This is a genomic window from Stenotrophomonas sp. 2YAF22 (genome assembly GCF_052114665.1).
In the GTDB taxonomy this organism is placed as follows: Bacteria; Pseudomonadota; Gammaproteobacteria; order Xanthomonadales; family Xanthomonadaceae; genus Stenotrophomonas; species Stenotrophomonas indicatrix.
On sequence record NZ_JBFRFE010000041.1, the window covers coordinates 1 to 13042 of the forward strand.

The window sequence follows — 13042 nt, forward strand, 5'->3', positions numbered from 1 at the left end:
GGATGTTCGTACTGGTCCTGGTACTTCTTGAACTCTTCCCACTGGTGCGGCGGGCTGCGGCCTTCGATGTGGATCGAATGGTTCACGTCCATCCACAGGCCCTTGGTGCCCTGCACGCGGAAGCCCATCGAATACGGGCGCGGCAGCGAGGTGTCGTGCTGCAGCAGGATGGTCTCGCCGTTCTCGCAGGCCAGCGTGGTGGTGACGATGTCGCCGAGCTTGAACTTCACCTTGGTGCTCGGGTGGGTGGTGCCGCCACTCTTGGCCACGGTGTATTCGTGCAGGCCACGCGCCTTGGTGGCGAACGCGTTGATGTGGGTGAAGCGGTTGCCGCGGTTGATGCCGGTATACATCGCGCACGGGCCGATGCCGTGGCTGGGGTAGAGCTCGCCATTGCGCTCCACCGAGTGTTCGGTGCGCCAGCGTGCTTCGCTCCAGCCCTTGGGGCCGAATTCCACGCCGCTGTCGTAGGGCTGGTTCGGGTCGCCGGAGTTGAACTTCACCCCGCGCAGGTCGTGCTGGTAACCGGCCTGCAGGTGCACCAGTTCGCCGAACAGACCCTGCCGCACCATCTGCAGGGCCGCCATCACGTCACGGCGGTAACAGACGTTCTCCAGCAGCATGTACGGGGTGCCGGTGCTCAGCTGGGTCTTCAGCACATCCCAGTGATCCTGCAGGGTGATGCCGGCCACCACTTCGCAGCCCACGGCCACGCCGGCCTGCATCGCGGCAATCGCCATCGGTGCGTGGTACTCCCACGGCGTGGCAATGATCACGCCATCGATGCCCTTCTGCTCCAGCAGGCGCTTCCATGCGTTGATGTCGCGGTCCTGGCCGTAGGTCTTCGGCGCGGGCTTATCCGCCTTGCTGACCATCTCCACGGCGCGGGCGAGCATGATCGGCTCGATATCGCACAGGGCAACGACCTCCACGTCGTCGCGGCGCACCAGTTCCTTCAGCAGCACCAGGCCACGCATGCCGGTACCGATCACGGCCAGGCGTACCTTGCGGCCACGTGCCCATGCCGGGGTCTGCGGCAGCAGGCTGCTGGCGGCGACAGCGGCGCTGGCCGCGATGAATTCCCTACGCTTCATGGCAAACACTCTCCTCTTGAAGGCGCGCCAGCCTGGGCCGGCGCGCCTGGTCACGCAAACGGAATTACTTGAACCGGTAGCCGATGGTCACACTGTAACCACGACCGAAGATGGTGGCGTAGTCACTGGAGTCACCCAGGAAGCTGTTGGGATCGTAGAACGGCAGGCGGTTGAACAGGTTCTTGACGGTGAAGCTCAGGTTCCACGCATCATCCGGGCGCCAGGTGACGCTCATGTTGGCGGTCCACCACGACGGTGCACCATCGCACTTGCTCTCCTGCAGGGCCAGGTAGCCGCCGGTGCAGGTTTCCTTGTTGTTGCTCACTTCGTCGACCTGGTCGGTCGCCCACTTGGTGCCGCCCACATAGTTGACGAACATGCTGGTGGTGACCTGCTTGTAGGTCCAGTCGGCATTCAGCGTCGCACGCAGGCGCGGGTTGTTGTAGTAGCCCACCACGTCGCCGTAGTACCAGCCGTTCTGTTCATCCATGTAGAAGCGGTTGCGGTTGGCGATGGTGGCGGCCAGGCCGATGTTCAGGCCGCCCCACTCACCCAGCGAGAAACGGCTGCGCGCATCGATGTCGAATCCATCGATCAGGGTCTTGCCGCGGTTCTTGTACTGGCCCACCACGCTGGCCACATTGCCGGCCGAGTAGCCCGGCAGCGTTCCCGGGCAGCTCACACCGCTTGCCGGGTCGGCGCACATCGCCGCCAGCTGCGCCAGGTTGGCGCGGTCGCTGTCGGTGATCGGCGAGCGCGACGAGGAAATGATGTCTTCGGCGCGGCGGTAGTCCGGAGCAACGATTTCGTTGTCGCGGTAGATGAACCAGTAATCGGCCGACACCGACAGCCAGCTGGCCGGCTCGTAGACGAAGCCCAGCGTGGCGATCTTCGCCTTCTCCGGCTTCAGGTTCTGGTTCGGCTGGGTCATGCGGGCCACGGTGCGGCTGCAGTCCACGTTGAGCAGGCTCTTGCCCAGGTCAACATCGCCGCCGCGCTGCGATTTCAGCAGCAGGTTGGCGATGGCGTTGGTCTCGGCGCAGCGCAGTTCATCACGGAAGCCGCCCAGCTGCGCGTACACGCCGCCGTTGCCGGACTCGGCCAGGCTGGGGGCGCGGAAGCCGGTGGAATAGGTGCCGCGCAGCATCAGCTGGTCGAAGGCCTGGTACTTGAAACCGATCTTCGGCGCGACGTTGGCGCTGAAGTTCGGGTACTTGTCCACACGCACGGCGGCATCCAGCTCCAGCTTCTCGGTGATCGGCGCCACCGTTTCAGCGAACAACGCATAGGTATTGCGCGCGCCATCGAACCACGAGCCACCCTGCTGGGTGATCAGGCCGGCGGCCGCGTCGGCGTTGCCGGGGGTGTAGAAGGTTTCGCGGCTGGCGTTGAAGCCGAATGCCGCACGCATTTCACCGGCCGGCAGCTGGAACAGCGGGCCTTCGATCTTGCCGTCCAGGGTGTGCAGGCGCGTCCACGACTGGATGTCGAAGGTCGGGAAGGCGCCGCGGATCAGTGCGGCGTTGGCCTCRCTGATCTCACCGAACTTGTACGCAGGATGATCGGAGATGATCACACGGCCCGTGCCCGGGTCGATGCTGTAAGGACCGAATGCCTTCTCGAAGCCCTTCACGTTGACGTTGATCGTCTGGTAGGTGGTCGAGTGCGTGCCGGCGGTGGCGAACGCGGTTTCCCAGTTCCAGTCACCGATGTTGCCACGCGCGCCGGTCAGCACGCGGTAGCTCTTGTCGGTGTTGCGCTGGCCGAAGTAGTTGGCGCCGGCATCCTGCAGCAGGTACTGCAGGCCGACCACGCCACCCATCATGGCCTTCAGCTCGGGGCTGGCGTGGTTGTACTCGTTGTTCGGGCCCAGGAACGGATACAGGAACTGGTTGACGTTGTTGCCGGTATCGCGCGAGAACCAGCTGGTCGGGTTGCCGGTGGTGGTGCCGTAGCTGCGCGGGGTACCGCCGTTGGCACGCAGGTCGATATCGGTATAGGTGGCCTCGGCGAAGATCTCGGTGCTGTCGCCCACCAGGAAGGTGCCGTTGAGGTAGGCGGTGTTGCGCTCGGATTTGGCGCCCGCGTCGATCTCGTTGTTCATCCAGGTTTCCCAGACGCAACGGGGGCCGGCCGCTTCACTGGTCAGCACGTTCTTGCAGCCGGGCGCGGCTTCCTGCACGCGGCGGCCGGTCACCGGATCGAACGCGAAATAGCTGCCCGGGTTGAACTCACCCGGCTTGCTGCCCACGCCCAGGCGCAGATTGTTCAGGTAGTTGGGATTGTTGACGTAGTACTGGTCCGGGCGCTTGTCATAGAAGTCGGCCAGCGGAATCGCGTCGCGGCGGTACATGTTCACCGCGCCGTAGATGTTGAAGCGGTTCTCGGTGAGGTCACCGAAGCCGGCGGTGATGCTGGCCTGGCGCTCGCCGTAGGAATCGATGCGCGAGGAGGTGTCGTTGGTGAAGCTGATCTCCGCGCCCTGGAAGTTGCGCTTGGTGATCACGTTGATCACGCCGGCCACCGCGTCGGTGCCGTACACGGCCGAGGCGCCGTCGGTCAGCACTTCCATGCGTTCGATGGCGGCGGCGGGAATCGCATCGATGTTGACGAACTGGGTCTGGAAACCCGCCGGCGCGCCGTAGTACGACAGGCGACGGCCATTCAGCAGCACCAGCGTGCCCTGTGCGCCGAGGCCGCGCAGGTTGGCCTGCGAAGCGCCGTCGGAGCCGGTGAACAGCGAGCGCGAATCCTGCTGCGCTGGCCGGGCCGCCGGCAGGTTGTCGAGCACCTGCAGCAGCGTGCGCGCACCCATGTTCTGGATGTCCTGCTTGCTGATCACCTGCACCGGCGAGGCGGTTTCAACGTCGGTGCGGCGGATGTTGGAACCGGTGACCTCGATGCGGGCCAGGTCGGTGGCCTTGTCCTTGCTCTCCTGGGCGAAGGCAGGAACGGCGACCGACAACAGCACGCCGGCGATGGCCAGCGACAACGGTGCGATCGAACGACAGGGGGGGCGGTGGTGGCGGGCGGGCAACATCGGGGTTCTCTCCTGGCAGGGGTGCGGCGCGAATGGTGGATCAGCGGGCAAAACGCTCCCGGGCCACGGCCCCCACAGTCGTGGTGAAGCCGTAGTCGGAATGGGCGGGGGAGGAGCGGTGTTACGTGGCGGTCATGGGGCGACGATGCTGGCGGAGTCGCCCTCCTGGCCGATCAGCACGGCGTTGGCCCAGTTGGCGCAGACCTGGGCGGGTTGGCTGCCCTGCGCACCCAGCGTGCGCAGGCTCAGGGTGGAAAGGCCACGGATGTCCAGCTCCGGCTTGACCACGCCGGGCGCCTTCACCAGTCCGCTGTCGTACAGCAGGTGGTTGTCACCCCAGACCTGGAACTGCAGGCCACCGGCCGTGCGGCAGGCGTCGTCGATGCCGAGGTCGGCACGCAGCAGGCGCCAACCACCCTGCAGGCGCAGGTCGATGCGGCTGTTGGCGGCCACGCCAAGGCCACGGCGGAACTGCAGGCCGTTCATGCGCATGCCGGCGTCACCGCTGAACGCCTTGTCGGCGTGCACATGGCTGGCCAGCGCGGCCGGCACCGGCAGCTCGGAGAGATAGCGCTGCCGGGCCGGTCGCTCCGGTTCCTGGTGTTCGAGGATGTGGAAGGTGGACAGCGCAATCGGGCCGACGTCGCGCGGTTGCAGCGCGTCGAAGGCACGCGCACTGCCCTGTGCAGCGGTCACCATCGGATCGGTGCTGGAGGCACCGTCACCTTCGGGGTTCTGCACGCTCAACACGCGGAAGCGCAGCAGGCGGCCGGCGTGGGCCGGGAAGTCGATGCGCTGCGTGCCTTCCTTCAGCAGCAGGTGGCCGCGGGCAATCGGTTCACCCCACTCGCCGTTGCTGTCGCCCAGGTACACCTCGTAGTCGCGCACCTGGCCGTGCTTCCAGTTCTTGTCGTTGCGCGGCGCGATGTCGATGCCATCGATCATCTTCCGTTCGCCGAAACCGATCACCCACTCGTGGGCACCGGTACGCACGGCCTGGTTGCGCACGCTGCGGAACCAGGTGGCCGGATCATCATCGAAGGCATTTTCCAGCGCATGGCCGGGTTCTTCGGCCGGGCGGTTGACCACCAGCAGGCTGTCGGCCGGCAGTTCGCGGCCCAGCACCGGTGCGGCCGGATAGGCATCGTCGGCGGCCGCTGCGGCGACGGCGAAGTCCAGCTGCAGCTGCAGCGGCTGGCGGATGTCCTGCGCCGCAGTGCGTACATGCAGGGTGCCGCGACGCTCCTTGGCATCGAAGTACCAACCCTCGCTGGCGCTGTTGAATGCGGTCGCGTCGGCCAGCGCCGGCAGCGCGCGGCCAGCGGCCTGCACCGCACGCGGCGCCTGTCGGCTGAGCACGCGCAGGCCATAGCGGCGCTGTGCCAGCTGGCCGTTGTACTGGCCCTGTACCGCATCGATCTGCACCTGCACCGGGCCACTGCCCTGTGCCGGCGCCTGCACACTGATCCGCTGCGTGCTCGATTCACCCTGCTGGTAGCGGCGGGTGTTGCCGTCATCTTCGTACAGCGTGTACTGCGAATCACCCTGCGGGTACAGGTCGAAGGTCACTTCATCGAGCGGTTTCTCGCCGTCGAACAGCATCGACGGGTACATCGGCAGGATCGCACCGGCGCGCACGAACACCGGCAGGGTGGCCAGGTCCACCTGGCGGTCCAGCTGGCGGCCATCGGCGGCGGCCTGCACGCGGCGGCCATCCCAGTAGTCGATCCAGCCGCCGGCGGGCAGGTGGATGTCGCGGCGCCAACCACGGCTGGCGGCCTGGCTGCGGTACACCGGTGCAACCAGCAGGTCGCGGCCGAGCAGGAACTGGTACTTGTAGGTTTCATCCTGCGCGTGCGGATCGCGCGGGTTGTCCCACATCAGGCCACGCACCGGCGGTGCACCGGTCTGTGCGGCCTCATGCACCAGCCCATACATGTACGGGGTCAGGCGCATCTTCAACTTCAGGTAATCGCGGTTGATGCTGCGGTAGGGCTCGTCGTACCACCACGGGTGCTTGCGCGCATTCGACGACCAGCCGCTCATGCCCATCAGCACCGGGGTGAACGCCTTCCACTGCAGGTCGCGGGTGAAGGTCTCGGCGCTGCCGCCGAAGATCGCGTCCACATCGCCGCTGGCGTAGGCCATGCCGGACAGGCCCGAACCCACCAGGGTCGGCACATGCCAGCGGATGTAGTCCCAGCTGCTGCTCTGGTCGCCGGTCCAGGCCACGGCATAGCGCTGGATGCCGGCCCAGCCCATCACCGTCCACAGGAACGGGCGCGAATCGGAATTGTCGAGGATGCCGTTGAATGCCTGGCGGTTGGCATCCATCGCGAACTGGTAGCCCTTGCCGGTCCAGGCCACGTCCAGTTTCTGCACGCGGCTGCCGGCCTTGCCTACTTCCCAGGCGATCTTGTCGACGCCGTTTTCGGTCCACAGGCCGGTGCGGAAACCGTATCCGGCCAGGCCCTTCACCGTCTCCGGCAGCTGCTTGTAGCCGCAGCCATAGCCATCGTTGGGCAGGATCCAGCCGCCGGGCATGTCATTGGCGCGGTACTGCTTGGCTACGCTGTCGATCACATCGGGGGTGGTGCCGGTCGGGCCGTCGCTCCAGCCTTCGGGCACGGTGCCGGGCTTCTTGCTGTTGTCGCCGTCGTTGTAGCAATCGGCATCGCCGTAGGACAGCGCCCAGCGCGCGACCATGTTCGGGCGACCGGTCAGCTGGGTGTAGCGCTCGATCAGTTTCGGCAGATCGGCGCCAACGAAGTAGTAGGCATCGAAGCGGTCCTCGCGATGCAGCAGGGTGGCCTGGTCGCTCTGGCGCAGGTCGTAGCTGCCGTCGCTCCATGTGTTGCGCAGCATGCCCCAGCCACGGCTGCTCAGCAGCATCGGTGCCGGGCTCGGGCGATCCCCCTCTTCCCACCCACCGGAGTACGAGACTTCCAGTTCGCGGCCCTTGAACTGGTAGCGGCCGTTCTGCTGGCCACCACCGTAATAGCCTTCATCGGCCTGCGAGGACAGCACCTGCACGCTCTGCGCGGCATCCAGGTCCAACGGCTGCAGTTCCTGCCACAGCGCGCTGGGCTGGCCGTTGTCCAGGCGTTCCAGGCGCAGGCGCAGCGGCTGCCGTTGCACATGCAGTACCAGTGCGTCGGTGCGCACGCGGATTTCCTGCGCGTCTTCTTCCAGCTGCGCCTGCACGTTCGCCTTGGGCTGCGGCAGCACGATCGGCGCGGCCTTGTCGCCGGCACCGGTCAGCTTGCCATTGCGGCCGGCCTGCACGCGGATGATGTCGGTGGCCGGCAGTTCGATGCGGATGCGCGTGCCGTTGTCGGTCTGCAGGTCCCAACCACTCACGCCGTCGGTGCTGGCACTGGCACTGACCGAGCGAAGGTTGCCGACCGGTGCGGCCTGGGCCGACAGGGACGCCGACAGCAATGCCGGCAACAGGGCCAGCAGCAGTGGCGAACGACGAACGCAGATTTCCACACGGACTCCCAACCCGTTCACCGGGCGTTTCGAAAGCGGTTGGGCCGACTCTAGGGCAGCGATTCGAAAGATGTCAACAAATTGAAAGGAAAAAGGAAGATATATTTACATGAAACGAAAGTTGGTGCGCTGCAATACTTTGTGTAAGCGCTTGCAACCCCCTGTTAAGCATTGTGCGATACGGCATCTGGCGGTTTCTTTCGTTTCCAGCAGCCTGCCGCGCCGGGAAAGTAGTTGCCTCAATATCTTTCTTTTTACTTTCGGTATTTGACATTTCGAAAGAAAACACAGATGGTGCGGTGGCCCAACTGGAACCTCCGAATGGACGTCACCCTGCTTTCCGATGTGTCCGCCTGGCAGCGCCGCGGCGGAGCCGATACCGCTACCGAAATCGCCCAGCAGCCGGCGCTGTGGGAAGCCCTTGCACAGGATCTGTCGCGTGCCCGCGACCGCCTGCAGGCCTTCCTCGGCGACAGCCTCAATGACCCGAACCAGCGTGTGCTGTTCACCGGCGCCGGCAGTTCCGGCTTCATCGCCGAAATGGTGGCCGATGCGATCAACGCGCAGTGGCCGGCCGAGGTGCGCGTGGTGCACACCACCAGCCTGCTCACCCATCCGGCGCTGTACCTGCAGCGCGACCGTCCGACCCTGCTGGTGTCATTCGGCCGCAGCGGCTCCAGCCCCGAAAGCGTTGCCGCCGTCAACCGCGTGCGCAGCGACGTCGACGATGTGCGCTTTCTGGACATCACCTGCAATGCCGATGGCGAACTGGCCCGTCGCGGCGCCGGCCGTGCCGACACCTGCACCCTGCTGATGCCGTCGGCCAGCTGCGACCGCGCCTTCGCCATGACCAGCAGCCTGACCTGCATGCTGCTGGCCGCGCTGACCGTGTTCGACCGTTCGCCGTGGGATGCGCGCATCGCGCGCCTGAAGCAGATTGCTGGTCTCGCCCGCGAAGGCCAGGCGCAGTGGGATGCACCAGTGGCCGCGCTGGCGCAGCGCCCGTTCAACCGGGTGATCTACCTTGGCAGCGGCCCGCTGGAAGCGCTCGCACGCGAAGCCGCTTTGAAGGTGCTGGAGCTGACCGCCGGCCGCGTGCTGGCGCTGGCCAACACCCCGCTCGGCTTCCGCCACGGCCCGAAATCCACGCTGGACGGCACCACCCTGGTGGTCGTGCTGCGCAGCGGGCAGCCGCTGGCGCGCCGCTATGAACAGGATCTGCTGGAAGAACTGCGCCGCGATGGCGTGGCCGGGCAGGTGCTGTCGATCGGTCCGCATTCGGATATCGGTGCCGACGATGACTACACCCTCACCGTGCCTGCCCTGGATGACCCGTGGCTGGCGCCGGTGTGGCTGGGCTTTGCGCAGCTGTACGCGCTGCAGCGTTCGGCCGCACTCGGCCTGACCCCCGACAATCCGTTCCCGGACGGCACCGTCAACCGCGTGGTCAAGGGTGTCACCATCCACCATGGCTGAGCTGATCGCCAACGCCTGCTACGGCATCGACATCGGCGGCACCAAGATCGAGCTGGTGGTGTGCGATGCGGCGATGCAGGTCACCTGGCGCCGCCGCGTGGCTACCCCGCAGGGCGACTACGACGGCTTCCTGCAGGCGGTGGTGACATTGGTTGCTGAAGCCGATGCTGCGCTGGGTCGCAGCGATGCGGCCATCGGCATCGCCCTGCCCGGCGTGCGTGATCGTCGCAACGGCCGCCAGCTCAGCGCCAATGTGCCTGCGCTGACCGGTCAATGCGTGGCGGCTGATCTGCAGGCACGCCTGCAGCGCCCGCTGCATTTCGGCAACGACCTGCAGTGTTTTGCGCTCTCTGAAGCGCACGGTGGCGCCGCCGATGGCTACCCCAGCATGTTCGGCGCCATCCTCGGCACCGGTGCCGGTGGCGGCTTCTGCCTGCAGGGGCGCCTGCTGTCCGGCTTCAACGGCCTGGCCGGCGAATGGGGCCATTGGAGTGTGCCGGGCCACCTGCTGCAGCGCCATGGACTGCCGCTCATCGACTGCGCCTGTGGCCTGCAAGGCTGCGTGGAGCGCTACGTGTCCGGTAGTGGCCTGGCGATGATCGAGCGTCACCTCGGTGGCAGCGCTGCCGATGCCAGCGTGGTGGTCGCCCTGGCCGAGGCCGGCGATACGCGCGCACGGCAGGCGCTGGACATCCATCGCGACCTGCTCGGCCACAGCCTGGCCGCACTGGTGCTGGCACTGGACCCGCACGTGATCGTGCTCGGTGGCGGCCTGTCCCAGTACGCACCGCTGTACCAGCTGTTGCCGGCGGCCATCGCCGCGCATCTGTTCAACGGCGTGCAGGTGCCGCCCATCGTGCCGCCGCGCTTCGGCGATGCCGGTGGTGCACGCGGTGCCGCCCTGCTGGCCTGCCAACCCTCGTTTTCCTGATGTCCGGAGCTTGACCATGTCCCCGTTGCAGACCCTGCTTGCCTCCCACCGCGCCGGCCACAACGTCGGCCTGTACAGCGTCTGCTGCAGCAACGAACAGGTGCTGCGTGCGGCCATGCACGTGGCGTTGGCGCACGATACCGTGCTGCTGATCGAAGCTACCTCCAACCAGGTCGACCAGTTCGGCGGCTACACCGGCATGACCCCGCCGCAGTACCGCGACTACGTCGGCACCCTGGCCGATGAGGAAAGCTTCCCGCGCGAGCGCTTGATCCTCGGCGGTGACCACCTTGGCCCGAACGCCTGGCAGAAGCGCCCGGCCGCCGAAGCGATGACCCATGCGCGCGTGCTGATCGAGGCCTACGTCGCCGCTGGTTTCCACAAGATCCACCTGGACTGCAGCATGTCCTGCGCCGATGACCCGGTGCCGCTGCCCGATGCCATCGTTGCTGCACGTTCGGCCGAGCTGGCCGAGATCGCCGAGCGCACCGCCGCCGAGCACGGCCTGCCGCCGCCGGTCTATGTCATCGGCACCGAAGTGCCGATTCCCGGTGGCGAAGCCTCGCTGGCCGGTGGCCTGCAGGTGACCACCCCGGCCGCCGCTGCGCAGACCCTGGCCATCCACCGGCAGGCCTTCGATACCCCGCTGCTGCGCGATGCATGGCAGCGTGTGCTGGCCATGGTGGTGCAGCCGGGCGTGGACTTCGACCACAGCAGCGTGCACGAGTACGACGCGGCCGCCGCCAGCGAGCTGGCCGACTTCCTCGAACAGCAGCCGCGCATCGTGTTCGAAGCGCATTCGACCGACTACCAGCGCGAAAGCGGCCTGCATGCCCTGGTGCGCGACCATTTCGCCATCCTCAAGGTCGGCCCCGCGGCCACCTTCGCCTATCGCGAAGCGCTGTTCGCACTCGCTGCCATCGAAGCCGAGCTGCTGCCGGCCGCGCAGTGCTCGCGCCTGCCGCAGGTGCTGGACGAGGTGATGGTGGCGCAGCCGAAGTCCTGGCAGTCGTACTACCAGGGCGACGAAGCGACGCTGCGCCTGCTGCGCAGCTATTCCTTCAGCGACCGCTGCCGCTACTACTGGGGCGAGCCGGCGCTGGTGCAGGCCGTGCAGACCCTGTTCGCCAACCTGGAACAGCACGCGCCGCCGCTGGTGCTGCTCAGCCAGTACCTGCCGGAGCAGTACCGCGCCGTGCGCGAGGGCACCCTGGCCAATGCGCCTACCGCGCTGGTGCAGCATCGCATCGGCCTGTGCCTGGGCGAATACGCCCGCGCCTGCAGCGCCAACCAGGCTGGAACCCGCAAGCACAACGAAAGTTCGGCTGCCGCCGATCTTGCGAACGGCTAATCTCTACCTTTCCCCGCGAAACCGAGAATGGCCATGCGCAACACCCGCTCCCGCCGGCAACAGATCCTGCAGCTGCTGATCGAGCACGGCTCGGTGCAGGTGGCCGATCTGGTCGAGCGCTTCGGCGTGTCGGCCGTGACCATCCGTGCCGACCTGACCCACTTCGAATCGCAGGGGCTGGCCACGCGTACCCACGGCGGTGCCACCCTGGTGCGTACACCGCCGCAGGAACAGGACATCCACGAAAAGGATGCGCTGAACCTGCCGCTGAAAGACTCCATCGGTACGGCGGCCGCGCGCCTGGTGCAGGCCGGTGACAACATCATCATCGACTCCGGCTCCACCACGATGACCCTGGCCCGCCATCTGCGCGAACACCGCGATGTGACGGTGATGACCAACGGCCTGAACATCGCCTGGGAACTGGCCAACGCCGCCGGCATCACCGTGCTGCTGACCGGCGGACTGCTGCGCCAGCAATCGCTGTCGCTGCAGGGCAGCCAGGCCGAAGCCAGCCTCAACTCCTACAGTTTCGACACGCTGTTCCTGGGCGTGGATGGCCTGGACCTGCAGTTCGGCCTGACCACCCACGACGAAGCCGAAGCCCGCCTCAACCACCGCATGGTCGAACGCGCGCGGCGCATCGTGGTGCTCACCGACGCCTCCAAGTTCGGTCGCGTCAGCCTGCACCGCATCGCCCGCCTCGATCAGATCCACGCCATCATCACCGAYGCCGGCATCGACGAGGCAACCCGCGAAGGGCTGCAGCGGCTGGGCATCGAAGTGATCATCGCCGAGCCCCCCGCATGACCGACACCCGCTCCCTGCACGGCCGCATCCTCACCCCGTTGGGCTGGCGTCGCGGCCAGGTCCAGTTCGATTCACACGTGCGCCAGCTGCAGGTAGACGACCACAGCGGCGGCGATGACCCGCAGCTGCCGGTGATCCTGCCCGGCTTCATCGACCTGCACGTGCATGGCGCGGCCGGCGTCGACCTGATGCAGGGCGGCGACGTGACCCGCACCATCGCCCGCACCCATGCGCGGTTTGGTACCACCACGCTGCTGGCGACCACCATGACCGCTGGCCTGGACGAGATCGAATACGCGCTGCAGGGCGTTGCGGCAACGATGGCAGCGCCCGATGCCGATGCCGCCTGCATCGCCGGTGTGCACCTGGAAGGCCCCTTCATCAGCCCGCAGCGGCTGGGCGCACAACCCAATCGTACGATCGAGGCGACGATGGCGCTGGTGCGGCAGCTGCACGCGCTGGCACCGATCCGGGTGATGACGCTGGCGCCGGAGATCGGCGAGCACACCGCACTGATTCCCGCGCTGTCCGCACTCGACATCCGCGTGCAGCTCGGCCACAGTGCCGGCACCTACGAGGAAGGCGTGGCCGCATTGCAGGCCGGCGCTTCCGGCTTCACCCATCTGTTCAACGGCATGACCGGCGTCGACCACTACCGGCCGGGCATCGCCGCCGCTGCCCTGGCGCATGCGCAGTACGCCGAGATCATTCCCGACCTGCAGCACATCCACCCCGGCGTGATCCGTCTGGCCGCACGCGCGATTCCGCGCCTGTATGCGGTGACCGACGCGACCGCCGCCACCGGCATGCCCGATGGCGAGTACGCGCTGGGCGAGCAGCGCGTACAC

At 66.8% G+C, this 13042-nt stretch carries 8 protein-coding genes; 5 read left to right on the plus strand and 3 right to left on the minus strand.

What is annotated here, in order from left to right:
* From AB4Y84_RS03205 to AB4Y84_RS03215, 3 genes are all read right to left on the minus strand, one after another.
* On the minus strand, nt 1–1094 hold a 1094-nt coding region (locus AB4Y84_RS03205), incomplete at its 3' end, for a Gfo/Idh/MocA family protein (RefSeq protein ID WP_442249763.1).
* 64 nt (nt 1095–1158) lie between these two features.
* Complete coding sequence (locus AB4Y84_RS03210) at nt 1159–4134, minus strand: TonB-dependent receptor domain-containing protein (protein ID WP_442244161.1); 2976 nt, start codon at nt 4132–4134, stop codon at nt 1159–1161.
* 132 nt (nt 4135–4266) lie between these two features.
* Nucleotides 4267–7626, minus strand: coding sequence for a TIM-barrel domain-containing protein (locus tag AB4Y84_RS03215; RefSeq protein WP_442244197.1), 3360 nt, complete (start codon nt 7624–7626; stop codon nt 4267–4269).
* A 321-nt stretch (nt 7627–7947) separates the two neighbouring features.
* Between AB4Y84_RS03215 and AB4Y84_RS03220 the strand changes: the two genes are divergently transcribed.
* The 5 genes from AB4Y84_RS03220 to AB4Y84_RS03240 form a co-directional block, all read left to right on the plus strand.
* Entirely contained in the window at nt 7948–9102 is a 1155-nt protein-coding gene (locus AB4Y84_RS03220) for an SIS domain-containing protein (protein WP_442244160.1), read from the plus strand.
* Entirely contained in the window at nt 9095–10033 is a 939-nt protein-coding gene (locus AB4Y84_RS03225) for an ROK family protein (RefSeq protein ID WP_428703702.1), read from the plus strand. Before AB4Y84_RS03220 ends, AB4Y84_RS03225 begins: the two co-directional genes overlap by 8 nt.
* 16 nt (nt 10034–10049) lie before the next feature.
* Nucleotides 10050–11384, plus strand: a complete 1335-nt coding sequence (locus tag AB4Y84_RS03230) for a D-tagatose-bisphosphate aldolase, class II, non-catalytic subunit (RefSeq protein ID WP_442244159.1) — start codon at nt 10050–10052, stop codon at nt 11382–11384.
* Nucleotides 11385–11417: 33 nt separating this feature from the next.
* Nucleotides 11418–12194: a DeoR family transcriptional regulator gene (locus tag AB4Y84_RS03235; protein ID WP_312704570.1), complete on the plus strand. Its 777-nt coding sequence runs from the start codon at nt 11418–11420 to the stop codon at nt 12192–12194.
* On the plus strand, nt 12191–13042 hold an 852-nt coding region (locus AB4Y84_RS03240), incomplete at its 3' end, for an amidohydrolase family protein (RefSeq protein ID WP_442249764.1). The genes AB4Y84_RS03235 and AB4Y84_RS03240, both read left to right, overlap by 4 nt.